Here is a 24,073-nt window from a genome sequence, read left to right as displayed (position 1 = left end):
AGCGTCAGGCGGATCAAAGCGTTTTGGCGAGTTCTTCGAGCTGGTCGGCGCACTGTCCCCAACCCTCGTGGAAACCCATCTTCTCATGCTGTTCGCGGTCGGCGACGCTCCAGTGCCTGACCCGAGCGATGTAGCGGGTCTTGCCATTGCCCTCGTCCTCGAAGGTCAGCGCGACGGTCATGAACGGCTTTTCCGAAGGCTGCCAAGCCTCTGTGTAGGCGTCGGTGAGGACGATCTTCCTGCCGGGAACGACTTCGAGGAAGACTCCCGGGTTGGGGAATTCGTTGCCGTCCGGGCTAGCCATGACGACAAGGCTTGAGCCGCCGGTGCGCACATCCATCTCGGCGCGCGGCGTCGTCCACGGCTTTGGCGAGAACCAGCGCGTAATCAGTTTCGGGTCAGTCCAGCAGCGATAGACGTTTTCGCGCGGTGCATCGATGATGCGGGCGAGAACCAGTTCACGGTCGTTGTTGGGGGCGATGTCGAGCTTGATGGTCATGATGGCGTCCTGCGTTTGATCTGGCTTCCGTCCCAAGGACGAGCCGATGAACCGCAAACCGACATCGGCCAGTGAAAAAATGTCGGCACCGTCTCGATGGGCCCAAGGCGTTCCCCACCTTCGTCATCCACGGGCGGAGCAGGAGCGGAGCTCCGTCGCGGAGACCCGAGGATCCATGCCGCGACCGTTGTCGAGGAATGCAGCGGAGCAAGAATTCCGCACCGTCGTGACGCGTTGGAGTCGCGGCATGGATCCTCGGGTCTGCGCCGCGTCGCTGCGCTCCTTGCTCCGCCCGTGGATGACGAAGCGATCAGGGTTCGAGCCAATCGCCAAGGCATTCGATAAAAACTTCTGCGCCGAGAAACTCGATGCGTCAGTGGCGCTTGGCTTGCACCAGATAAGCCTCGATCTCGGTCTCGCCGAGCCATTTTGCCGCCTCGAGCCGATGCAAACCTTCGACGAGGATGTGGCGCTTGCCGTCATGGCGGACCTGGATCGGCGTCTTCATGCCGTTTTCCAAAATGTCCTCGGCCAGATGGCGGACGGTCTCGGGATGCAGCGTCTTCTTGCGCGCCGTCGGCACGTAGATCTCGTCGACCTTGACCTTTTGCACTCTGAGCATTCCGACCCCCGTGGCGGAAACGCCGCCTCCCCTGAGATAGTCCGTTTGATGGAGGCGGCCAAGGGTGCGGCTAGCGAATGCTGGCCCGATCGTTTCTATTTGACGCGTGACCGGCAGATCGCCGAAATGGCGGCCCTCGACCTTTTCAGGTGTTCATGACCCATCTGCCGACCGAATTCCCCGATTTCGGACTGACGCCGGAGCAGCGCCGCCACGCGGTGCGTGGCCATTATTACGAATGGCCGGGGATGGACGGCGAGCGCGGCGAGATCTGGTGCTACAGCGACCGGTTTTCCTATCGCGCCGGCGAAACGGTGGCGTTGCATGTCAGTTCGACAGCTCCGAACTTCGGCATGACAATCACCCGGGATGGCGGCAGCGAAACCAAAGTGTTCGAGAAATCGGGCATCGCGGCGCGCTGGCAAGACAGTCCGGACCAATGTTCGGCTGAAGGCTGCGGCTGGGACGCTTCGTTCGAATTCCGTGTCGAGAACGACTGGCCGTCCGGAGCCTACCGGGTCACGCTGACCGCAGACGGGCGCGACGGCAAGCCGATCCAATGCCACCATATTTTTATCGTCAGCCCGCAGCCGGGACGTAAACCCGGCCGTGTGCTGCAGGTGGCGGCGACGGGCACCTGGCTGGCCTACAACACCTGGGGCGGTTCCAACCACTACCAGGGCATTACCGGGCCGGACCGCAACCAATACTCGCCCATCGTGTCGACACAGCGCCCCTGGTGCCGTGGCTTCGTCGTGCTGCCGAAAGATGCGCCGCGCGTGCCGCTGGAAGTCGCCGTACCGCCCAAGACGATCCCGCGCTATCCGCATATGGAATGGGCGCTCGCCACAGGCCATTCGAAAAAGTACGCCTCGTCGGGTTGGGCCAGCTATGACAGCCATTTCTTCCGCTTTGCCGAGCGAGCCGGCTATCAAGTCGATCTCGCCAGCCAGCACGATCTGCATTTTTCGCCGGAAATTCTCGACGGCTACGACTGCGCCGTCTTCGTCGGCCACGACGAATATTGGACCTGGGAGATGCGCGATGCCGTCGACGCCTATGTCGAGCGCGGCGGCCATGCGGCGCGCTTTGCCGGCAATTTCATGTGGCAGACGCGGCTTGAGGACGAGGGCCGCCGGCAGGTCTGCTACAAATATCGCTCGCGCGCCGAAGACCCGGCCTATCTCCCAGGCGGCGACGTCACCCGCGCCACCAATTCCTGGGAGGCGCCGGAAATCGGCCGGCCGGGTTCGGCGACCTTCGGGCTCAATGCGACGCGCGGGGTCTATACCGGTTGGGGCGGCTGTGCGCCGCGCGGCGTGCGTGGCTTTCCGGTCTACCGGCCGGAGCACTGGGCCTTTGCCGGCACCGGCATCTACTATGGTGACCTGTTGGGGGCCGACAGCCATGTCTATGGCTATGAGGTCGACGGGCTCGACTTCGAGATACTCGGCGGCCTGCCCTACCCGACCGCTACCAGCGGCGCGCCAGACGGCTTGCAGGTTCTCGCCGTCGGCATGGCATCCCAGGTTGAGGAAAGCGCCGATATCCCGATCGAGGACCAGTTCCTCACCGACGAGGATGGCCGCTTCACCGCCGAGACGCTGTTCGGCGAGGCGAGCGACGCCAATCTGGAAAAGGTCAAACGCGGCAACGGCATGATCGTCAATTTCCCGCGCGGCAAGGGCGAGGTGTTCCACGCCGGAAGCTGCGAATGGGTCGCCGGCCTGCTAAGACAGGACCCGATGGTCGAACGCGTCACCAAAAATGTCCTCGATCGTTATCTCGGAAAGCCCTGACATGTCGAAAGTCCAGACCGCCGCGCAAGCCACCGACGCCCGGCGAGACTCGCATCTGTTCTATCTGTCCAGCCTGCGCCGGCCGCTGATCGACCGCGCCGAGGGCATCTATATGTGGACGCAGGACGGCCGCCGCTTCATCGACGGCTCGAGCGGCCCGATGGTCGCCAATATCGGCCACTCCAACCGCAACGTGCTCGATGCCATGAAGCGGCAGATGGACCGCGCCACCTTTGCCTATCGGCTGCATTTCGAGAACGAGCCGGCCGAGGAGCTGGCACGCGAACTGGCCGGCAAGCTGCCGGAAGGCATGGACCGCATCTTCTTCGTCTCGGGCGGCTCGGAAGCGACGGAATCCTGCATCAAGCTGGCGCGGCAATGGGCCGTCGCCACCGGCCAGGCCAGCCGCTGGAAGGTTATCACGCGTTTCCCCTCCTACCATGGCGGTACGCTGGGTTCGCTCTCGATTACCGGCGACGATGCGCTGGCCGAAACGTTCGAGCCGATGATGCGGGCGATGCCGACCGTGCCGGCGCCGAATGCCTGGCGCGACCGCGACAACCTCTCGATGGACCAGCGCGGCATCCGCTATGCCGACATGCTGGAGGAGAAGATTCTTGCGGAAGGTCCAGACAGCGTGGTCGCTTTCATCATGGAGCCGATCGGCGGTGCGGCGACCGCGGCACTGGTCGCGCCGGACAGCTATTATCCGCGCATCCGCGAGATCTGCGACCGCTACGGCATCCTGCTCATCCACGATGAAGTGATGAGCGGCGCCGGCCGCACCGGCAAATTCCTAGGCGGCGACCATTGGAACTGCAAGCCCGACATCGTCGCGCTGTCGAAGGGGCTGGGTTCGGGCTATGCGCCGCTTGGCGCGCTCGCCGCCCCGATGCGGCTGGTGCAGCCGCTGCTTGACTCCGGCGGCTTCCAGCACGGCCACACCTATGCCGGCAACCCGCTGGCCTGCGCCGCCGGGCTTGCCGTGCTCGGTGAAATGGACCGGCTCGACCTGATCGCCAATGCGGCTGCCATGGGTGATGTGCTGATGGACGGACTGAAGGGGCTGGCGAAGCGGTTTCCGTTCATCGCCGACGTGCGCGGCAAGGGCCTGCTCACCGGCGCCCAGATGGTGGCCGATCCCGAGACGCTGAGGCCTATCGACCAGACCAAGAAAGCCACGCAGCGGCTGCTCGACCTCGCCTATGAACGCGGGCTGATCATCTATGGCCGCAGGGTCAAGGGCGGCGTCGACGGCGACAATTTCATGGTCGCGCCGCCGATGATCGTCACCAGCGAACAGGTCGGCGAGATCGTTTCCATCATCGGCGACTCGCTGGAGGTTCTGGCCTCCGAGCTCGACCTGCCGGTCGAAGGGTAAAAGCATGGTCTCGCGAAAAGTCATCATCACCTGCGCTGTCACCGGCTCGGTGCACACGCCGTCGATGTCGCCCTATCTGCCGGTGACGCCGGACCAGATCGCGGCGGAGGCGATCGCGGCGGCCGAAGCCGGCGCGTCGATCCTGCATCTGCACGCCCGCGACCCGAGGGATGGCCGCCCGACCGCCGATCCGGACGTCTACATGCAGTTTTTGCCGCGCATCAAGCAGGCGACCGATGCGGTGATCAACATCACCACCGGTGGCTCGTCACTGATGACACTGGACCAGCGGCTGGCGGCACCGCTCAGGGCCGAACCCGAAATGTGCTCGCTCAATATGGGCTCGATGAATTTCGCGCTGTTCCCGATGCTCGACAAGCCGAGGGAATGGCAGCACGAGTGGGAACCCAAGCTGCTCGAAGCGACGCGCGACACCATCTTCAAGAACACCTTTGCCGATATGGAAGGGGTGCTGGAAAGACTGGGCAAGGGCTGCGGCACGCGCTTCGAATTCGAATGCTACGATGTCGGCCATCTCTATTCGCTGGCGCATTTCCGCGACCGCGGGCTGGTGTCGGGGCCGCTGTTCATTCAGTTCGTGCTGGGCATTCTTGGTGGCATCGGCGCCGACCCGGAGAACCTCGTCCATATGAAGCGGATCGCCGACAAATTGTTCGGCGACAGCTACCAGTTCTCGGTGCTGGCCGCCGGCCGCCAGCAGATGCCGCTGATTTCGATCGCCGCGGCGATGGGCGGCAATGTCCGGGTCGGGCTGGAAGACAGTCTCTATGATGGCCGCCAGTTGGCGAAATCCAATGCCGACCAGGTGCGCCGCATCCGTGGCATTCTCGACGGGCTGTCTCTGGAGGTTGCAACGCCAACCGAAGCGCGCGACATGCTGGCGCTCAAGGGCGGCGACCGGGTGGCGTTTTGAGAGACGACCGTGATCAATCCAACATCCAATGACGTCCTCTTACGCCCCGGCCGGATCGACGACGTCGAAACCATCCACGCGGCGATCCTGAAGCTCGGCACGCATATCGGCGCACCCGAGGAGATCATTTCGACGCCAGACGATCTCAGAACGTACGGCTTTGGCGAAAAGCCCGCCTTCTCGACCCTGATCGCCGAAGTCGGCGGGGAATTTGCCGGGCTTTGCTTGCATTTTTCGATCTTTTCGACCTGGATGGGGCGGCCTGGCGTCTATGTGCAGGACCTCTATGTCGCGGACCGGTTTCGCGGCCGCAAGATCGGCGAGCGGCTGTTGCGGCATGTTGCGGCGCAGTGCCGGAAAGAAGGCGGCGTCTATCTCCGGCTATCCGTCGACACCGACAATGAAGGTGCCAAGGCCTTCTACGAAAGGCTGGGCATCGCCTGGTCGAGCTATGAGCAGACCCAAAAAATCATCGGCGAGGCCTTCTTTGCCTTCGCCGACACGCCGGAAAACGGGGATCACAAATGAAAGCCTTCTATGCCGAGGAACAGAAGCGTCACGACCCCAAGGCCTTCCTGTCAAGCGGTGCGCCGCAGCCCAATCCGGAACAGCCGGAGCGCGTCGAGAGATTGTTAGCCGGCGCATTATCTGCGGGTTGCACGATCGAGCGGCCGCGCAATCATGGGCTTGGCCCGGTCGCGGCGGTGCACACGCCGGAATACCTTGATTTCCTCGAGCATATCTACACGCGCTGGCAGCGCATCGAAGGCGCGTCGGCGGAAGTGATCCCCAACATCCACCCGATCGCCCGATCAGGCAGCTATCCGGCCTCGGCGGTCGGCCAGGCCGGCTACCATATGGCCGACACCGCTTGCCCGATCTCGGGCGAGACTTGGCAAAGCGCGCTGTGGAGCGCCTGGAGCGCGGTCGATGCGGCCGAGGCGGTGATGTCAGGCGCGCCGGCCGCCTACGCGCTATGCCGCCCGCCCGGTCACCACGCCTTTGCCGATGTCGCCGGCGGCTTCTGTTTCATCAACAACTCGGCCGTCGCGGCGCAGGTTCTGCGTAAGCAGTCCGCACGGGTGGCGATCCTCGATGTCGACCTGCATCACGGCAACGGCACGCAAGGCATCTTCTACGCACGGCCGGATGTGCTGACCGTCTCGCTGCATGCCGATCCCGTGCGCTTCTATCCGTTCTTCTGGGGCCATGCCGACGAGCGCGGCGAAGGGCCAGGCCTCGGCTACAATTTCAACCTGCCGCTGCCGCGCAAATCCGACGACGCGGCGTTTCTCGAGGCGCTCGAGGTGGCGTTCCAGCGCATCCGTGCCTTTTCGCCGGACGCGCTGGTCGTGGCGCTCGGCCTCGACGCGTTCGAGGGCGATCCGTTCGGCGGACTTTCGGTGACGACGCCGGGTTTCTTGCGCATCGGCGAGGCTATCGCAAAGCTCGGCCTGCCGACGGTCATCGTCCAGGAGGGCGGCTACCTCTGCGACGAACTCGGCGACAATCTCACCGCGTTCCTCACCGGCTTCGGCGGCAAGATGCGGTGAGTGCTCAAGCCAGCGTCAGGAGCGCTGCTGCCTGAGCATGGCGATCACACGGTGTACGCTCTCCAGCGTCTCGTCGATTTCGGCTGCAGTGTTGTAGTGGGCGATGCCGATGCGCACGACGCCATGCTCGGCTGGAATGCCGAGCTGGTGGACGATCTCCCAGGCGTAGTTATGGCCGGACCACAGGAAGATGTTTTCGGCATTCATCTGCCGCACGATCGTTTCGGGCACGATGCCATCGACGGTGAAGGAAACCGTCGGCACGCGCTCGCCGAGCCGCTTCGGATCGGTAATGCCCTGGATGGTCAGGCCCTCGATATCGGACAGGCCATCGATCAGCTGTTGCGCCAGCGGGTTTTCATAGGCGATCGAAACCGCAAACGCCTTGGCAATCTTCTGCCTTCTTGAACCGCCTTCGCCTGCCGCCGCGCCAAGGTCGGCGAAGTAGTCAACCGCCGCCGTTAGGCCGGCCAGCAGTTCGATCTGCGGCGTGCCGAGTTCGAACCGCTCCGGCAGACCGTTGGATGAACAGCGGCATTTGTAGGGTTTCAGGTCGTCGATGACGTCGCGCCGGCCCCACAATATGCCCATATGGGGGCCGAAGAATTTGTAGGCCGAACAGATCAGGAAATCGCAGCCGAGCTCCTGCACGTCGATCAGACCGTGCGGCGCGAACTGGACGGCGTCGACATAGACCAACGCGCCGGCATTCCTTGCCATGGTGGTCAGCGCTTTCACCCGGTTGATCGAGCCGGTCAGGTTGCTGGCGTAGTTCAACGCGACCAGCCGTGTCTTCTCCGAAAACAGACCAGCCAGCGTCGCCTCTTCGACCTGCCAGCTCTTTTCATCGAACGGCAGCCAGCGCACGACGAGGCCGAGGTCCTCGGCCAACTGCAGCCAGGGCGATACGTTGCCCTCATGGTCCATGCGGGTGAGGATGATCTCGTCGCCGGGCTGCATCGTGCGGCCGAGCGTGCGCGACATGTGATAGGTCAGCGTCGTCATGTTGGCGCCGATGATGATTTCCTCGGGGCTTGCGGCGCCGAGGAAATCGGCCATCGCCTGATGCGCCTCGTCAACGACAACTTGCGCGGCAATCGTCGTTTCGAAAAAGCCGCCAAGGTTGGCATTGGTGGTCAACAGGCAGCGCGACACCGCGTCCGCCACTGCCTGTGGCACCTGCGTGCCGGCCGGATTGTCGAGATAGATGCGGCGGCGGCCCTTGTCGGTCAGGAAGAGAGCCGGAAATTTTTCACGCACTGCCTCGACTGGAAAATTCATTGCTGCTCGCTCCCTTGGAATTGTCGAGTATTCGGCCTGCAGCCAGTCCCGTTCAGGGACAGGGATTGCCGACCCGCTGGTGGATCGCGTCGACCGCCTTCTGCATTTCTTCTGTCCAGGTGACGTCGACGGAAGACAGCGCCATGTCGAGCTGCGAAAGTGTCGTTGCGCCGACGATGTTGGAGGTTACGAACGGCCGGCTCGAGACATAGGCATTGGCAAACAGTGCCGGCTCCAGGCCAAAGGAGCGCGCCAGCTCATTGTATTCAAGTTGTGCTTCAGCGGCACCTGGCGTCTCGTAGCGCTGGCCGCGATTGAACAGCTGCGAGCGGGACCCCTGCGGTCGCGCGCCATGGTCGTATTTGCCGGTGAGATAGCCCTGGGCCAGCGGCGAATAGGGCAGCAGCGACACTTGCTCGCGCTCGCAGACCTCGGCGAGGTTCACCTCGAAAGTGCGGTTGACGAGATTGTAAGCGTTCTGGATCGACGCGACGCGCGGGCCGATGCCCTTGTCGGCTTCGGCAAGGAACCGCATCACGCCCCAGGAACTCTCGTTCGACAGCCCGAAATGGCGGATCTTTCCAGCCTTCACCAGTTCGTCGAAGACGCCAAGCGTCTCGGCGATCGGTGTTTCGTCGGCCGGTGCGCCGACGGAATCGGCGCGCGGCGACACGGCGCCGACGCGCGTCGGGTTGGCGCCCCAGGGGATATCCCGCTCCGGCCAGTGGATCTGGTGGAGGTCGATATAGTCGGTGCCGAGCCTGGCCAGCGACTTGTCGATGGCGTCAAAGATATCGGCGCGCACCAGTTGCGACGGCCTGTCGCCGCGAAACCATGCGTTGGCCGTGCGGCCGACGACCTTCGAGGCCAGGATCACCTTGTCGCGGTTGCCCTTGGCTTTCATCCAGCTGCCGATGATCCTTTCGGTCCGTCCCTGCGTCTCCGCCTTGGGCGGGATCGGATAGAGCTCAGCGGTGTCGATGAAATTGACGCCACGCGAGAAAGCCAGGTCCATCTGGGCGTGGCCTTCGGCCTCGGTGTTCTGCTGGCCCCAGGTCATGGAGCCCAGGCAGATCTGGGTCACAAGAAGATCGGTCCGACCGAGACGGCGTTTGTGCATGGAATTCGGCTCCGGAGGAAGGCTGGCGCGACTGCGCGGAGGAGCCGCATCTATAGGCAAAGCAGAGCCGCTCTCCAAGCCTCGCCAGACCGACTTTTGCGTGAACCAGCCGGGTTAGCGGCGAGCACCGGCCAGTGCACGGCGCTTGGCCTCATCGATCAGCATGTTGGCCACTTGCATGCGGATCATGGCGCGCTGGCGCAAATGCGGGGCGACACGGTCGGGATGGTTGGCAAAGGCAAAGCGGCGGCGCATACGACCGAAATCGGCGACCTGCCTGGGCTGATTGAGGCCGAGTTCGACGGCGATGGCTTCGGGATCGATCGGCGGCAGCTTTTCCTCGGGCTTTGGCTCTTCGCCGGCGAGAGCCAGCTTGGCATGATCGAGCAAGGCGGCGAATTCGGTCGCCAGATCAGCACCCGCCTCGCGATATTCGGCAGCGGAAACCTTGATGCGGCCGGAATGGAGTTCGTCGGCCACCGAGAGATAGTCAAACGGGATGGATGGACGAGCGCCGGCCTCTTCGCCCTCGCCATTCTTGTCGGGGGCGATGAAGAGGTCGTCGAGCAACGAAGCGAAATCCCGCTTGGCGCCAGTAGCGATGTCAGCCTCCCCCTCGCCCGACCATTCGGGTATCGAAGCATAGAACCGGCTCGTTAAAAATGCATGGCACCGATCTTAACGAATTTAGCCTTCGCCTCGTCTACCGCTTGACCCACCGCAATCCCAAAAACAAAAGCCGGACTGCATTTTCACGCAGTCCGGAATTCGCCAGGAGTGGCGAGGAAAAACCGGCCATGTAGCCAGCATTCGAGGCTACGATACGCACCGGCCAAAAGTTTCGCCCGTTAGAGAAAATGTCGAAAAATTCGCCAAGACATGGCAGGTATGCAAATGCTGCACTGCACAATTGTCACGATTCAACTATATTGGCGGATGTGGAGGACCAATTTGGGGCTTGAATCATGGGTTTCTTCACTGAAATGTTCGCCCGGCCGCGGCCGCAGGAGCATCTGAGATACCGCTCGGCGCTCGCGCTGCTTCATTCGATGAGCAATGCCGACCGCGCCGACATCGGTATCAAGCCGGCCGACTTCCCCCGCATCGCCCGCGAAATGTCCATTCGCTAGGTACTTCCGGAGATGTCCCGGATCGATCCGGGACATCTCCAAAAAACTCAATTCCCTAGCGCGATCCCAGGAACGTCGCCTTGCCCAACGGCACGCCATTGTGGCGAAGAATGTCGTAGGCCGTGGTGAGGTGGAAATAGAAGTTGGGCATAGCCACATGCAGCAGATACTGCAGGCCGGGCATCGAACTTTCCCGTCCGCCAAGCTTCAGCTCGATGATCTTGTTGTCGGAGCCGTCGAACTCGGCAGCCGAAAATGTGCCCAGAAGGTCGAGGGTCTTGGTGATGCGCGCCTGAATTTCGGCGAAACTCGCCTCGTTGTCCTCGTATCTCGGCACGTCGCGCCCGACGAGCCGTGACGGCGCGCCCTTGGCATGATCGGTGGCGATCTGCACCTGCCTGGTCAAGGCGAACATGTCTGGCGCCAGCCGCGCCGTCAGAAACACCTGCGGGTCGATCTTGCGGTCAAGCGCATTCTGTTCGGCGGTCGCCAGCACATCGGAAAGCGCTTTCAGCCTGGCCGAAAACACCGGCACGGACGCCTCATACATCGATATCGTCACGTCAAATCTCCTGTCCGGCCGAACGCCGCGGACGCGACGTAGCGCCTTCGCGCGCGATTCTTCAAGTCCGTCGAGCCTGCGTCACCACGTTGCCGCAATCGCCGTCGTAGAATCCTCTATCGAGCGGAGGTTCCCGATGAGACGCGCCCTTTTCGCAGCGACTGCCTTTCTCTCCCTGGCACCGATCGGCCAGACGGTATTGGCTGCCGACGATGCCCCCGAAGCACCCTATATCGACGATCGGTCGAGCGCCGACGCGGTTGTCCGTTCGCTGTACAGCGCCATCAGCCGGCACGAATTCGCCCGCGCATGGGGGTATTTCGGCGATACAAAGCCGGCAAAGGATTTCGATAGTTTCGTCAAGGGCTATGATGGGACGGACAAGGTCGAAGTCCAGACCGGGACGGTTTCCGACGAAGGCGCGGCTGGCAGCATTTTCTACAACGTCCCCGTCGCCATCCGCGCGACGGACAAGGCTGGCGGCGAAAAGGTCTTTGCCGGGTGCTATACGCTGCGCCAGGTGAATGCCCAGACCCAGGTGGAGCCACCCTTCGATCCGATCCACATCGAGAAAGGGGCACTGAAGCCCTCCACTGCCGATTTCGAGGAGGCGCTGCCGCCAAGCTGCGGCGATGGCCCGCCACCGCCAAAGAAAGACACCGCACTGGAGCAGGCCAAGAAGGCCTTTCTGGCAACCTATGGCGACCAGTGCGACAAGCAGTTCCTTGCCAATGAGCCGACCGTTTTTTCGATTAAATACAAGGACAAGGATGCGCAGCCCGGCGATCCCGACAAGGAGACGCGGCTGTTCCATTTTTCCTGCTCGGCCGCGGCCTACAATGAAAGCTCGATCTACTACATGACCGACGACGTGTCGGGCGTGCAGCAGTTGCAGTTCGCCGAGCCCAAGATGGACATCCGCTACGAGAACAATGACAGCAACGGCAAATTGCTGGGCATGAGTATCGTCGGTTTCCAGACGTCGGGCTGGGCAGTCAATTCCGCCTATGACGAGGCTGCCCACACGATCACCACGTTCAACAAGTGGCGCGGCATCGGCGATGCGTCCGACGCAGGGACGTATCTGTTCCGCAATGGCAATTTCTCGCTGGTCCAGTATGACGTCGATGCGTCCTATGACGGCGAGCAAAATCCCGAGACTGTCATCGACTACAACACCGCGCCCTGAGCGTCACACGAGCTTGCAGGCTGCGTCGATCAGGGCGCCTTCGACAGCATCCAGTTGAGCGTGCCGCGCCAGTCGGTCATGCGGATCGGCGTGCCATGGGTGCCGGTCTCGAAGCGGACGAAGCGGGTCGGATAGGTCTTCGATTTGGTCAGGATCGAGCGAAAGAACGCCTCCTGCTTTGCCACGGGGTAGACCACGTCATGGCTGCCTTGGCCGAAGAAGACCGGCACGCGGCGCTTGAAGGCCGGGCTGGTGAAAAAGCTCTCATCCCACAGCGAACCGAGCAGCAGCAGACCATTGATGCGTCCGCCCGTGTCCTTGCGCGCGGCCAGCTTCCAGCACAGCGCGCCGCCCATAGAGCCGCAGGCGACGAAGATCTTCGCGCCTGGCGACTGTTCGGCATAATGACCGATCAGCGCCGCCACCTGCGCCGCTCCCGTATCGCCGAAATCGGGGAAATCAGGACTGAGATAGAGGCCGCCATTGCTGGCCATCAGGTTCTTGAGCCGGTTGAAATTGCCGCCGAAAGTGAAGTCGTCGACACCCTGCTTGCGGCTGCCGCCCTGCCCGTGCAGGTAAAGCACGATGATGCCGGCGCCCTCGGTCTTGCCGACGGCGACATGCCTGACATCGCCGGCATCGGTTTTCAGCAACAGATCCTGCTGCATCTTGCGGACGCCGATGTCGGTGTATTGGGCGTTCACCCGGCGCTCCGGCACCTGGTCACGCTGGTTGATGTCGCGCATCTCGCGGTAGTCGATGACGGTATAGGCGCCATTGGTGTCGGACGACAGCGTGGCTGGATAGGCGAACAGATCGTCCTTGAAGGGTTTTAAGGACAGCGTCTGGCTTTGCGCGGCCGGAGACAGCAACGCGGTCGCGACTGCAAAGGCACAGAAAATTTGGCAGCGGATAGACATGTCCAAGGCATGCGTAATTCGGCTTGGGTTTGTCAATCCTGCAGCACGCCGCCGGCGCCTTCGAGTGCCTCGCGTGTGTCGACATCGACTGACGCCGCCGCGCCGATTTCGACATCGATGACATCGAGCCCTTCCGTCTCGACCAGATGGCGCGCGCCGGTGTCGCCTTCGAGATGGGCGATCGCCGGAAACAGCGAGCGCGGCAAAAGCACAGGGTTGCCGCGCTTGCCGTCATGCGAGGCGCGGACCACCGCATTGCCGCCGGCCTTGCGGAAAGCATCGATCAGTCTGTCGAGGTCATCGGACGTGATATCAGGCATGTCACCGAGAACGATCATCACGCCGGCGGAATCTTCCGGCAGATAGGCGATGCCGGCTTTCAGCGAGGTGGACAGGCCCTCGGCAAAATCGGGATTGTCGGCGAAGGTCACGTCGAGGCCCACCAGCGCAGCGCGCACCCGCTCGCGCTGGTGGCCGGTGACGATGACAGTGCCGGACGCCTTCGAGCCGAGCGCCCGCTCGGCGGTGCGGCGCACAAGCGGCTTGCCGTCGAACAGCGCCAAAAGCTTGTTCGGCCCGCCCATGCGGCTTGAGCGGCCAGCGGCCAGCAGCACGATGCCGACCTTGAGCTGGCTTTTGGCCGGCAGCGGTTCGCGCGGCTGCGGCCGTGTCGGGATTTCCATCAGCAGCCCGCCGACCCCCATGGCGGCAATATCCCTGGCCGTCACGTCGAGGCCAGCGATCAACCGGTCCAGCACCCAGTCGAAACCATTCTCCTTGGGGCTACGGGCGCAGCCGGGCGCGCCGATGACGTGCTTGCCGCCGAGCGTTCCGAGCACCAGCAGATTGCCGGGATCGACCGGCATGCCCGCGCGGATGACTGCACCACCCGCCTTCTCGATCGCCGCGGGAATGACATCGGCAAAATCGCTCATCGCCGAAGCGCCGAAGATCACCACCATGTCGTTGTCGCGCGCCAGCGAAGCCGTGGCCTCCGCCACCGGAGCGATCTCATGCGGCGTGCGGCGCTCCGCAGTCAGCCTGCCGCCCGTGCGCGCCAGCCGCGCTTCCGTGACGCGCAGCGTCTTGTCGAGGACGGAAGGCTTGATGCCGGGCAGAACCGTCTGGATGACGCCGACACGCACGGGCCGGTAGGCATTGACGGCAAAGATCTCGCCTGCGGCGCAGATTTTCGTCGTAGCGTCGACCAGCGCTGAACTGACCGCGAAGGGAATGATCTTCACGGTCGCGACCATCTGGCCTTTCTCGACCGGCGCATGCTGCGCCAGCGTGGCGATGGTGATGGCGGGATCAATGGCATTGATGGCATCGATGACAGCGGCATCGACCGTGAAGATGCCCGGCGCCTTGGCATGGAGATTGACCCGCCCGGTCGCGGCAGGCCTGGCTTCGATCCCGCGAAAGGTCATGCTCTCGGCGATCGTCTGCGCGGCGGCATCCTCGCCGAGGTCGTCGACGGCCAGCACGGCCGCAACGACCTCAGAAATGCCGGCAGCCCGCAGCAGCCCCACATCTTCAGCGCTCAGCCTGTGCGCCTTGCGGAAGCGGCGTTCGCCGGCGGTGGTGGAGTGCGCCAGCACCGCGCCTTCCGCCGTCTCAATCGGGATCGGGCCGAATTTCACGCCGCCGCGCCCGCAGAGCGCCGCGCGTCCTTTTGGACGCGCAACGGACGCTCTGCTATTTTGAATCTACGCATCGTGCTTTTCCAAAGTCGATTTCGATTTTGGAGCCGATGCGGAGGCATCGAGACCGCGCGAGCGGAAGGCGTGGATTGCCTGGGCCAACACCGCAACGGCGATCTCTCCCGGGCTGGCAGCACCGATGTCGAGCCCGATCGGCGCATGGATACGGGCGATCTGATCGGCGCTCGCGCCCAGCGCCAGCAGGCGTTCGACCCGCTTGGCATGCGTCTTCCTGCTACCGAGCGCCCCGACATAGAAACAGTTGGCGTCGAGCGCGGCCTTCAGCGCGAAATCATCGACCTTCGGATCATGGGTGACGGCGGCAAGTGCGGTGTAGCTGTCAAGCGGCTGGCGCTTCAGCACATCCTCCGGCCATTCGGCATGAAGCGCCACATCGGGAAAGCGGTCCGGCGTGGCGAAAGCGGTGCGGGGGTCGATGATCTCCACGGGATAGCCGGCGATCCTGGCCATCGGCGCCAGCGCCTGGCTGATATGGACAGCGCCAATCACGACCAGACGCGGCTGCGGCAGATGCGCGTTGAGAAAGAAATTCCGCCCCTCTGCTTCGACCGAACCGGAGTTGCCTGTGCGGAACGCCCTGGCGATCGCGGCGCCAAGATCGCCGGCGACCTGATCGCCTTCGCGCACGATGCGGTCGCGGCCGTCACCGAGATCGGTGACCAGGATCGCCGCACGGCGAGCTCGTCGTTCGGCGTTCAAAATTTTTAAGGCGTAGGGATCCATCCGAGATCAGCCCAGTCTTTCCACGTACACCTTGATGCGGCCGCCACAGGACAAGCCGACCTGCCATGCGGTTTCATCGGCAACACCGAACTCCAGCATCCTGGCCTTGCCGCTGTCGATGACGTCGATGGCCTCACTGACCACAGCGCCTTCGACGCAGCCGCCCGAGACGGAGCCGTGGAAATTGCCGTCGGCGTCGATGACCAGATGGCTGCCTACAGGTCGGGGCGCCGATCCCCAGGTCTCGACCACTGTCGCGATGGCCACGTCCTTGCCGTCCTTCATCCAGCCCTCCGCGATGATCAGCGGGTCGCGGGCCTCATCCAGATAAATGCTGTTTTCCATGACCGTTTCTCCAGAAGTCTGTTTTTCTCGGGATCTGTTTTCCGGATGGGAAAGATATGGTTATGCGGCGTGCCTCGCGCCAGCTTCCAGCCATCGGCGCGGATCGACGGATTGTGCCGACTTCTTGTCCAATGACGCGCAGAGATCGGCGAGCGCATCGAGATTGTGCACCGAGCGGAACTCGTCGACATGCGGCAGCATCGCCTTGACGCCACGGGCGCGCGCCTGAAAACCGTCAAAGCGCAGCAACGGGTTCAGCCAGATCAGCCGCCGGCAGGATTTGTGCAGGCGCTCCATTTCCTCCGACAGGCCGTCGACATCGTCGCGCTCCAATCCGTCGGTGATCAGAAGCACGACCGCCCCCTGCCCCAGCACGCGCCGCGACCATATCAGGTTGAACTCGGCAAGCGTGTCTCCGATGCGGGTGCCGCCCGACCAGTCCTTGACCGCCGCAGAACAGTCGGCAAGTGCTGCATCGGGATCGCGGTGGCGCATCTGCCGGGTCAGATTGGTCAGTCTGGTACCGAAGACGAAGGTGTGCACGCGACGCCTTTTTTCCGTCAGTGCATGCAAGAAATGCAGGAAGATGCGCGTGTACTGGCTCATCGAGCCTGAAATGTCGGCCAGAACCACCAAAGGCGGATGAACTTCGCGGGCTGAGCGGAATTTCGGCAGGATCAGTTCGCCGCCGGTGCGCGCGGCCGAACGCATCATGGCTCGCGGATCGATGCGGCGGCCATGCGCATCGGCCTTGAAGCGCCGGGTCCGCACCATGTCGAAAGGCAGCCGCAGTTCGGCGATCGCCTTCTTGGCGTCGGCCATCTCGGCGGCGTTCATCTGGGCAAAATCCTTGGCCCGCAGCACCTCGTTGCCGGAAAAAGTGAAGCGGGCGTCGACCTCGATCTCGGGAATTTCCTGTGGCGGCTGGTTCTTCTGGTGGCCCTCGAACATCGCCTGGCTGACCCGGTTTTCAGCGGCGCGCGGCTTCTGCTTTTCCCTGGTGTCGGGTGCCACCGGCGAAAACATAGCCAGCATCTTCTCGATCAGTTCACGCGATTTCCAGAACAGCCGGAAGGCTTCGTCGAAAGTGGCGTGATCCTCATGCCGCGACACCAGCACGGCGTGCAGCGTCCAGTAGAAATCGTCGCGCGAACCAATGCCGGCGGCGAGCACCGCCTCGATGGCGTCCTTGACCGAGGCCGGCCCGACCCGCATGCCGGCCTTGCGTAAGGTGCGGGCAAAATAGACGATGTTGTCGGCAATCCGCCCGTGCGGCATGGCCTCTTTCGGTTCGGGGCGCGGCATCGCCTACTCCGCCGCCGAAAGCTCGGCCTTCACCTCGTTGAGGATGCGCCGGCCTTCGCCCTGTTCGATGCGGGCAATGTCGTCCTGGTATTTCAACAGCACGCCGATCGTGTCGGAGACGGTTTCCGGATCGAGCGCCACCTTGTCGAGTTCGGTCAGCGCGCCGGCCCAGTCGATGGTCTCGGCGACGCCAGGCACCTTGAACAGTTCTATCTGGCGCAGCTTCTGGATGAAGGAGACCACTTCGGCCGAAAGCCGCTGGTTGGCCTGCGGCACCTTGCGGCGCACGATTTCCAGCTCGCGCTCGGCGTTGGGATAGTCGACCCAATGATAGAGACAGCGCCGCTTCAGCGCGTCGTGGATTTCGCGGGTGCGATTGGTGGTGATGATGACGATCGGCGGTTCTTCCGCCTTGATGGTGCCGAGTTCGGGCACCGTCACCTGGAAGTCGGACAGGATTTCGAGCAGAAAGGCCTCGAAGGCCTCGTCGGTGCGGTCGAGCTCATCGATCAGGAAAACCGGGGCAGCGCCCGTCTTTCCGGTCAGCGCATCGAGCACCGGGCGGCGGATCAGGTATTTTTCGGAAAAGACGTTGCGCTCCATGGCGGAGCGCTCGACCTTGCCGGCCGCCTCCTCCATGCGGATCTCGATCATCTGCGCGGCGTAGTTCCACTCATAGACGGCGGACGAAACGTCGAGGCCTTCATAGCACTGCAGGCGGATCAGCCGGCGACCGAGCGCCTGTGCCAACACCTTGGCGATCTCGGTCTTGCCGACGCCTGCCTCGCCCTCGAGGAACAGCGGCCGCTTCATACGCAACGACAGGAACAGCACGGTCGCCAGCGACCGGTCCGCCACATAGTCCGCACCGGTCAGGAGATCGAGCGTCTCGTCGATCGTCCGTGGCGCGGCGCGCGGTTTCAGCTCGGTCATTCTTTCTCCGTGAACGCCGCCGCTCCGCTGTCCAGAACGTGGTAGCCGCGGGCGTGGTAGATCAGCGGCCGCAAATTATCGCCCATACGCAGACCTGTCACCTTGCCAAAAAGCACACGATGGGTGGCCAGATCCTTGGTGTCGATCAATTCGCAGTCGAACACGGCAAGCGCGCCTTTCAGCGTCGGCGCGCCGGTGGAGATCACATCCCATTCGCCAAGCGCGAAACGTTCCTCGACCGGCAGGCCAGTGATGCCGGAAAAGCCGACCGACAGCGGCTCCTGGTGCGAGGCCAGCGTGTTCAGGGCAAACCTGCCGTTTTTCACGAACAGCTCATTCTTGGCATTTTCGCGGTTGAGACAGACCAGGATGGTCGGCGGCGTGTCCGACACCGAACAGGCGGCGATCACCGTCGTGCCGCGCTTGCCGGCCGGCCCGTCGGTGGTGACCACATGGACGTGGCCGGCAAAGTGGCTCATCGCGTCGCGATAGGCCTGCGGCCCAATGTCGTTCTTCTTCAGCACCGTATTTTTTCCATGGTCAGGATCCTACCGACATATATGGCCAGATATAGCCCGCCACAAGCGAAGTGCTTGAGCCATATCCCGAAATTCCCGTGTTGCACCAAGGCCGGGCAGCCTTTAGGTCTTGGCGGCAATAGTGCCAGGAGCATAGAGCCGGCACGGAGGGACCCATCGCTCGAATGCGACCCAAGACAAGAACAATAGCGGCGCTGTTCTGGCTGTTTCTGGCCAGTGCCGCGGATGCCCAGACGCTGCTCGTCGGCGTCGCGGCACCGCTATCGGGACCATCTGCCATTCTCGGCAAGCAGATCGAGGCCGGCACCGGCCTGGCGGCCGAAGCGAACGGCATCGAACTGAAGACCGTGGATGATGCCTGCACCGCGGACGGCGGCGCTGCCGCGGCCAAGGAATTCGCAGCCGCCAAGGTCGACATCGTAGTCGGGTTTCTCTGCACCGAGGCGATCGAGGCGGCGATGCCGATCCTCAAGGACGCCAACATTCCGGTCATCACCGTTGGCGTGCGGACCGAGAGCCTGACCGACCGCCGCGCCAAGGCCGGCTGGCCGGTCTATCGCCTCGGGCCGCGCGGCGACGATGAGCGCAACGCCATCGCGTCTGCCCTTACCCATCTGTGGCAGAACGAGCTGTTCGCCATTATCGACGACGGCACCATCTACGGACGTGAGATCGCCGAGACGTTGCGGGCCGCGGCCGAACAGGCCGCGCTGAAACCGGTATTCACAGATACGTTCCGGCCACAACTCGACAATCAGATCGGCATGATCGGTCGGCTGAAGAAGGCCGGCGCGACGCATGTCTTTGCCGGCGGCGACGGCGACGACATCGCCATCATGGGCCGCGATGCCGCACAGCTTCAGGCGGGCATCGTCTTTGCCGGCGGCGAAAATCTCCGCACACCGCCGGGCGACGTGCCCTATGCCGTGGGCACGCTGATGATCGCACCGCCGGAATGGGCCGATGTCGCCGATCCAAAAGTGCTGGCAGCCTTTGCCGCGCACAAGGTCATGCCTGACGGCTATGCGCTACCCGCCTACGCCGCGGTCGAAATCGCCAAGGCGGCATCAAGCTTGTCCGAAAGCTCGGGCAAGCCGCTGACGGAGGCCCTGACCGGACAGGATTTCACCACGGCGATCGGGCCGATCCGCTTTGATGCAAAAGGCGACCTCAGCCAGAGCCCCTACCGCGTCTTCCGTTTCGACGGCACGCGCTTTGCGCCCTTGGACAGCAACTGATGTTTCGCACCGGCCCACGCAACCTGATCACCGACGTTGCCGGCCTGCGCGTCGGCAATGCGTCCGACGCCAGCCTGAAATCCGGCGTGACGACCGTGCTTTGCGATGTGCCGACAGTGGCTGGCGTTCAGATCCTGGGCGGCGCACCGGGCACCCGCGAGACAGACCTGCTCGAACCGCACAATTCCGTCGATGTGGTGCACGCAGTCGTGCTTTCAGGCGGTTCGGCTTTCGGCCTCGACGCGGCGTCCGGCGTGCAGGCGGCGCTGCGTGAACGCGGCATCGGCCTGGAGGTCGGTGGTTTTCGCGTGCCTATCGTGCCGTCGGCGATCCTGTTCGACCTGCGCAATGGCGGCGACAAGGATTGGGGCCGTTATCCGCCCTACCGCGAGCTTGGCTATGAAGCCGCGCAAACCGCCACCGCCGATTTCCAGCTTGGCACGATCGGGGCCGGCACCGGCGCGCTGACCTCGGGGCTAAAAGGCGGCCTCGGCTCCGCCTCGACGCTGCTGGATAGCGGCGTCACCGTCGGTGCGCTGGCCGCCGTCAACCCGACCGGCTCGGTGACAACAGGCCGAACCCGCCATTTCTGGGCGGCACCGTTCGAAATCGGCGACGAATTCGGCGGGCTTGGTTACCCCTCGCCGATGCCGGCCGATGCGAAACGGATTCTTTTGAAACACCGCGACAAGCATGTTGGCAGGCAGATGGAGACCGGCGGCAACACCACCATCGCCGTCATTGCCACCGATACGGTGCTCACAAAAGCTGCCGCCAAGCGCCTGGCGATATCGGCGCATGACGGGTTCGTGCGCGCGATATGGCCGACGCACACACCGGCCGATGGCGACCTTGTGTTCGCGCTGGCGACCGGCACAAGCGGTATCGAACTCTCCGCCGATGCGGCAATCGATCTCTACGCCGCAGCCGGCGCCACCATGGCGCGCGCCATCAGCCGCGGTGTCTATGCGGCAACCCCTGCCGAAAACGATCTGTTTCCGGTCTGGTCGTCACGCCTGAGGTGAAGCGATAATCAGACCCGATCGGACTTTTCTTCCTCGAACGTCACCGCAACATCGGAATTCGCCGACAGCCAGACCTTCTTGCCGTCGACTTCGGCAATCAGGCTCAGGGGAATATAGTGATGATGGCCCTTGTGAGCGCCCTCGCCGCTATCGGCCTTGGTCAGCTTGATGCGCTGGCCATCGACCTTGTCGACAGTGCCGACATGCACGCCGTCGGCGCCGACGACTTCCATATGCTCGCGAATTTTGCTGGTGTCGGTCATGGTGGTCTCCATTGGGACTGCCGACGATAACAAATGACGGGCCGATTGGATGCATCGGCTTTCGCACCGCACGACGTTTTGATTTCGGCGTGCTAGGGGATTGAGACGATCACGGGGGTGAAGATCGATGCGAATGCTCTTTCTGTTTGCCGTTGGCCTGCTTGCACAGTTTGCCACCTCGATCGCGGCTCATGCCGGCGATGTCGCCGAACTTGAAATCCTCGGCTTCACCAAGGACGGCAGCGTCTTTGCTTTCGAGGAATATGGCGTGCAGGATGGATCGGGTTTTCCCTATGCCAACCGCTACTACATCGACACCAGCACCGACAGCTTTCTCAAGGGCACGCCGATCCGGGTCCGGCTTGAGGACGAGAATGCCAAACTGGATGCGGCGCGCCTTCAGGCCCGGCAAAAAGGCGAAGCCATTGTCAGTCAGGCCGAGTTGGACGCCAATCGCGGCATCACCGCCGGCTTCAACCCGGTGACCGAACTTTCGGCCGATCCGCACCGGATGGCAGTCAACCCGCGCCCGATCTTTTCGCCGGTCGACCCACCGCTCGAGTTTCGGCTCGACGAGCTCGGCATGAACAACACCGAGGGCTGCGAGAGCCAGGGCGAGATCAACGGCTTCCGGCTGCTGCGTATCGAGGCGCAGGATGGCGGCACGACCAAGCTGCTGCACGAGGACAAGTCGATACCGAAAAGCCGGGGTTGCCCGAACGGCTACCGCATCGGCGCTGTGCAGACCTTTTCGATGGACAGTCTCAGCGCCTATGCCGTGCTGATCGCGGTGCGCCAATACGGCTTTGAAGGCCCGGACTTTCGCTGGATCGCGGTGACCGGCCGCCTGTGACACCGCTTGTCCCACCCGCCCCGCGCGATCGTTCGCTGAACCGCCTTCGCCGCGCGATACCGACGCCGCGCACTGCGTTTTATGGCGCCTTGCTATGGGCCACGGCTATGGGCGCCAGTGCGCTCGTCGCCCTGTTGTTGGACGACTGGGAGACGCCGGCGAAAATCCGCATTGTCACCGCGCTGTTTGCAGTGGGAGCTGCGCTGGCCTTTCCCATCGGCCTGTTCGCGGCGCGGCTGGTCTCGCAGGGAAGACGCTGGGAAGTCGCCTTTGCCGCGGCCTTCGTGTGCCTAGCCGCGGCGACGATCGGCCTGACCGCCGGGCTGTTTGCCCTGCAGTACCGCTCCTACTATGCCGAGTGGCATGCGCCTGCTTTCACCCGCACCTGGGTCCTCCAGTTCGTCTTCACGACGCTGATTGCGCTCTACCAGTTCGTGGTGCTGGGCATCCGGCTCTATTTTCCAGTTGGTTTCATCGCTCTGTTTGCCGCGGGCGTCTGGTTTGCGCGCCAGCAGCGTTGAGCATTTTGCTCGCCTCTGTTAGGACGCGGGCAAACTTCTCGATACGTCAGGACTGACCGATGATCCCTCGCTATTCCCGGCCCGAAATGGTCGCCATCTGGTCGCCCGAAACCCGGTTCCGCATCTGGTTCGAGATCGAAGCCTATGCGTGCGATGCGCTGGCCGAACTCGGCGTCATCCCTAGGCAAGCGGCCAAAACCATCTGGGAAAAGGGTGGTGCGGCGAAATTCGATGTCGAGGCGATCGACGAGATCGAGCGCGTCACCAAGCATGACGTCATCGCCTTCCTGACCCATCTCGCCGAATTCGTCGGGCCGGACGCCCGCTTCATCCACCAGGGCATGACCTCGTCGGACGTTCTCGACACCTGCTTTGCCGTACAGCTGACCCGCGCCAGCGACATCCTGCTCGCCGACATCGATGGCCTGCTTGCCGCGCTTAAGCGCCGTGCGTTTGAGCACAAGGATACCGTCACCATCGGCCGCAGCCATGGCATCCATGCCGAGCCGACGACCTTCGGCGTCAAGCTGGCGCAGGCCTATGCCGAGTTCTCGCGCTGCCGCGAGCGGTTGGTGCACGCGCGGGAAGATATAGCGACATGCGCGATCTCCGGGGCGGTCGGCACCTTCGCCAACATCGACCCTTATGTCGAGGAACATGTCGCGGCAAAGCTCGGCCTGAAGCCCGAGCCGGTGTCGACGCAAGTGATCCCGCGCGACCGCCACGCCATGTTCTTTGCCACGCTCGGCGTCATCGCCTCGTCGGTCGAGCGGCTGTCGATCGAGATCCGGCATTTGCAGCGCACCGAAGTGCTGGAAGCGGAGGAGTATTTTTCGCCGGGCCAGAAAGGCTCGTCGGCAATGCCGCACAAGCGCAACCCGGTGCTGACCGAAAACCTCACCGGTCTTGCCCGCATGGTCCGCTCCATGGCGCTGCCGGCGATGGAGAACGTGGCGCTCTGGCACGAGCGCGACATCTCGCACTCCTCGGTCGAGCGCATGATCGGGCCGGACGCCACGGTGACGCTCGATTTCGCGCTGTCACGGCTGACCGGCGTCATCGACAAGCTGCTCGTCTATCCCGACAACATGCTGAAGAACATGAACAAGTTCCGCGGCCTCGTGCATTCGCAGCGCGTCATGCTGGCGCTGACCCAAGCCGGCCTGTCGCGCGAAGACTCCTACCGGCTGGTGCAGCGCAACGCCATGAGAGTGTGGGAGCAAGGCGCTGATTTCCTTGAGGAACTTTTGGCCGACAAGGAAGTGACCGCAGCGCTGCCGGAAGCCGAAATCCGCGAAAAATTCGACCTGGGCTATCACACCAAGCATGTCGACACGATCTTCAAGCGGGTGTTTGGGGAAGCCTGAGCTTCCTTCTCCCCGTCACTATACGGGGAGAAGGTGCCGGCAGGCGGATGAGGGGCGGTGCCGACTTCGGCGACGATCGCAACCATTCACGCTTTGACAAATTCACGACTTTGGCGCTGCCCCTCATTTCCCTGCCGTGTCCAGCCGATAGATGGGTAACAGTTTGAACCGGATAGATAGGTAACAGTTTTCCCCCTTATGATGGGTTCGCGGCAGCGCCAAACGGTTGGGTTGGCGCGGCGCTGCG

26 protein-coding genes are annotated in these 24,073 nt (G+C 63.2%); 12 read left to right on the top strand and 14 right to left on the bottom strand.

The genetic code is table 11. From position 1 onward, the window contains the following. Positions 1–13: 13 nt before the first annotated feature. Entirely contained in the window at positions 14–499 is a 486-nt protein-coding gene (locus NP945_RS27650) for an SRPBCC family protein (protein WP_127397604.1), read from the bottom strand. A gap of 373 nt (positions 500–872) precedes the next feature. Next, on the bottom strand, positions 873–1,121 hold the full coding sequence (locus NP945_RS27645) for a ParB N-terminal domain-containing protein (RefSeq protein ID WP_013532091.1): 249 nt from the start codon (positions 1,119–1,121) through the stop codon (positions 873–875). Positions 1,122–1,276: 155 nt separating this feature from the next. Here NP945_RS27645 and NP945_RS27640 point away from each other — a divergent pair, with 155 nt between their 5' ends. Genes NP945_RS27640 through NP945_RS27620 form a run of 5 tightly spaced genes read left to right on the top strand, consistent with a single transcriptional unit; the run spans position 1,277 to position 6,788 of the window. Continuing rightward, complete coding sequence (locus tag NP945_RS27640) at positions 1,277–2,920, top strand: N,N-dimethylformamidase beta subunit family domain-containing protein (RefSeq protein WP_256748099.1); 1,644 nt, start codon at positions 1,277–1,279, stop codon at positions 2,918–2,920. Between the two features lies 1 nt (position 2,921). Further along, a complete protein-coding gene (locus NP945_RS27635) occupies positions 2,922–4,301 on the top strand; it encodes an aspartate aminotransferase family protein (protein WP_256748098.1) in 1,380 nt (459 codons plus the stop codon). 4 nt (positions 4,302–4,305) lie between these two features. Further along, positions 4,306–5,235 carry a 3-keto-5-aminohexanoate cleavage protein gene (locus tag NP945_RS27630; protein WP_127322215.1) on the top strand — a complete coding sequence of 310 codons (930 nt, stop codon included), beginning with the start codon at positions 4,306–4,308 and terminating at the stop codon, positions 5,233–5,235. A gap of 12 nt (positions 5,236–5,247) precedes the next feature. Then, positions 5,248–5,763 carry a GNAT family N-acetyltransferase gene (locus NP945_RS27625; protein WP_256748202.1) on the top strand — a complete coding sequence of 172 codons (516 nt, stop codon included), beginning with the start codon at positions 5,248–5,250 and terminating at the stop codon, positions 5,761–5,763. Next, complete coding sequence (locus NP945_RS27620) at positions 5,760–6,788, top strand: histone deacetylase family protein (protein WP_256748097.1); 1,029 nt, start codon at positions 5,760–5,762, stop codon at positions 6,786–6,788. Before NP945_RS27625 ends, NP945_RS27620 begins: the two co-directional genes overlap by 4 nt. A 15-nt stretch (positions 6,789–6,803) precedes the next feature. Here NP945_RS27620 and NP945_RS27615 read toward each other — a convergent pair whose 3' ends face one another. From NP945_RS27615 to NP945_RS27605, 3 genes are all read right to left on the bottom strand, one after another. Continuing rightward, positions 6,804–8,069, bottom strand: a complete 1,266-nt coding sequence (locus NP945_RS27615) for a cysteine desulfurase-like protein (protein ID WP_256748096.1) — start codon at positions 8,067–8,069, stop codon at positions 6,804–6,806. A gap of 52 nt (positions 8,070–8,121) precedes the next feature. Continuing rightward, on the bottom strand, positions 8,122–9,189 hold the full coding sequence (locus NP945_RS27610) for an aldo/keto reductase (RefSeq protein ID WP_256748095.1): 1,068 nt from the start codon (positions 9,187–9,189) through the stop codon (positions 8,122–8,124). A 114-nt stretch (positions 9,190–9,303) separates the two neighbouring features. Beyond that, positions 9,304–9,759 (bottom strand): hypothetical protein, encoded by a 456-nt coding sequence (locus NP945_RS27605; protein ID WP_256748094.1) that lies wholly within the window; start codon positions 9,757–9,759, stop codon positions 9,304–9,306. Between the two features lie 395 nt (positions 9,760–10,154). On the opposite strand from NP945_RS27605, the gene NP945_RS27600 reads away from it, so the two are divergent. Further along, entirely contained in the window at positions 10,155–10,319 is a 165-nt protein-coding gene (locus NP945_RS27600; protein WP_023810361.1) for a hypothetical protein, read from the top strand. A 55-nt stretch (positions 10,320–10,374) separates the two neighbouring features. On the opposite strand, the gene NP945_RS27595 is transcribed toward NP945_RS27600, so the two are convergent. Continuing rightward, complete coding sequence (locus NP945_RS27595; protein ID WP_256748093.1) at positions 10,375–10,881, bottom strand: DUF1993 family protein; 507 nt, start codon at positions 10,879–10,881, stop codon at positions 10,375–10,377. A 136-nt stretch (positions 10,882–11,017) separates the two neighbouring features. On the opposite strand from NP945_RS27595, the gene NP945_RS27590 reads away from it, so the two are divergent. Beyond that, positions 11,018–12,070 (top strand): DUF1176 domain-containing protein, encoded by a 1,053-nt coding sequence (locus NP945_RS27590; protein WP_256748092.1) that lies wholly within the window; start codon positions 11,018–11,020, stop codon positions 12,068–12,070. A gap of 29 nt (positions 12,071–12,099) precedes the next feature. Here NP945_RS27590 and NP945_RS27585 read toward each other — a convergent pair whose 3' ends face one another. The 7 genes from NP945_RS27585 to NP945_RS27555 form a co-directional block, all read right to left on the bottom strand. Beyond that, complete coding sequence (locus NP945_RS27585; protein WP_256748091.1) at positions 12,100–12,990, bottom strand: alpha/beta hydrolase; 891 nt, start codon at positions 12,988–12,990, stop codon at positions 12,100–12,102. Between the two features lie 32 nt (positions 12,991–13,022). Then, positions 13,023–14,633, bottom strand: coding sequence for a molybdopterin-binding/glycosyltransferase family 2 protein (locus tag NP945_RS27580; protein ID WP_256748090.1), 1,611 nt, complete (start codon positions 14,631–14,633; stop codon positions 13,023–13,025). 66 nt (positions 14,634–14,699) lie between these two features. Further along, a complete protein-coding gene (locus tag NP945_RS27575; RefSeq protein WP_256748089.1) occupies positions 14,700–15,437 on the bottom strand; it encodes an XdhC family protein in 738 nt (245 codons plus the stop codon). A 6-nt stretch (positions 15,438–15,443) separates the two neighbouring features. Beyond that, complete coding sequence (locus NP945_RS27570; RefSeq protein ID WP_013532112.1) at positions 15,444–15,782, bottom strand: XdhC family protein; 339 nt, start codon at positions 15,780–15,782, stop codon at positions 15,444–15,446. A 60-nt stretch (positions 15,783–15,842) separates the two neighbouring features. Then, a complete protein-coding gene (locus NP945_RS27565; RefSeq protein ID WP_256748088.1) occupies positions 15,843–17,087 on the bottom strand; it encodes a VWA domain-containing protein in 1,245 nt (414 codons plus the stop codon). Positions 17,088–17,090: 3 nt separating this feature from the next. Continuing rightward, positions 17,091–18,020 carry a MoxR family ATPase gene (locus NP945_RS27560; RefSeq protein WP_023810354.1) on the bottom strand — a complete coding sequence of 310 codons (930 nt, stop codon included), beginning with the start codon at positions 18,018–18,020 and terminating at the stop codon, positions 17,091–17,093. Next, on the bottom strand, positions 18,017–18,544 hold the full coding sequence (locus tag NP945_RS27555) for a flavin reductase (protein WP_095791541.1): 528 nt from the start codon (positions 18,542–18,544) through the stop codon (positions 18,017–18,019). Before NP945_RS27555 ends, NP945_RS27560 begins: the two co-directional genes overlap by 4 nt. Positions 18,545–18,723: 179 nt before the next feature. Here NP945_RS27555 and NP945_RS27550 point away from each other — a divergent pair, with 179 nt between their 5' ends. Further along, positions 18,724–19,797: a branched-chain amino acid ABC transporter substrate-binding protein gene (locus tag NP945_RS27550; RefSeq protein ID WP_256748087.1), complete on the top strand. Its 1,074-nt coding sequence runs from the start codon at positions 18,724–18,726 to the stop codon at positions 19,795–19,797. Next, positions 19,797–20,822, top strand: coding sequence for a P1 family peptidase (locus NP945_RS27545; protein ID WP_256748086.1), 1,026 nt, complete (start codon positions 19,797–19,799; stop codon positions 20,820–20,822). Before NP945_RS27550 ends, NP945_RS27545 begins: the two co-directional genes overlap by 1 nt. An 8-nt stretch (positions 20,823–20,830) precedes the next feature. Here the strand turns inward: NP945_RS27545 and NP945_RS27540 are convergent, their stop codons facing one another. After that, positions 20,831–21,085: a DUF2171 domain-containing protein gene (locus NP945_RS27540; RefSeq protein ID WP_127269889.1), complete on the bottom strand. Its 255-nt coding sequence runs from the start codon at positions 21,083–21,085 to the stop codon at positions 20,831–20,833. 127 nt (positions 21,086–21,212) lie between these two features. Here NP945_RS27540 and NP945_RS27535 point away from each other — a divergent pair, with 127 nt between their 5' ends. The 3 genes from NP945_RS27535 (at position 21,213) to purB (ending at position 23,826) form a co-directional block, all read left to right on the top strand. Further along, entirely contained in the window at positions 21,213–21,938 is a 726-nt protein-coding gene (locus tag NP945_RS27535) for a DUF2259 domain-containing protein (RefSeq protein WP_127382285.1), read from the top strand. 107 nt (positions 21,939–22,045) lie between these two features. After that, on the top strand, positions 22,046–22,459 hold the full coding sequence (locus tag NP945_RS27530) for a hypothetical protein (protein ID WP_127269893.1): 414 nt from the start codon (positions 22,046–22,048) through the stop codon (positions 22,457–22,459). A 59-nt stretch (positions 22,460–22,518) separates the two neighbouring features. Further along, positions 22,519–23,826, top strand: a complete 1,308-nt coding sequence (gene purB / locus NP945_RS27525) for an adenylosuccinate lyase (RefSeq protein WP_256748085.1) — start codon at positions 22,519–22,521, stop codon at positions 23,824–23,826. The last annotated feature ends 247 nt before the right edge of the window (positions 23,827–24,073 follow it).

It is taken from the genome of Mesorhizobium sp. LMG17149, from assembly GCF_024518695.1.
GTDB lineage: Bacteria > Pseudomonadota > Alphaproteobacteria > Rhizobiales > Rhizobiaceae > Mesorhizobium.
The sequence above is the reverse complement of the archived record's forward strand: the minus strand, read 5'-3'. Positions and strand labels throughout refer to the sequence as shown.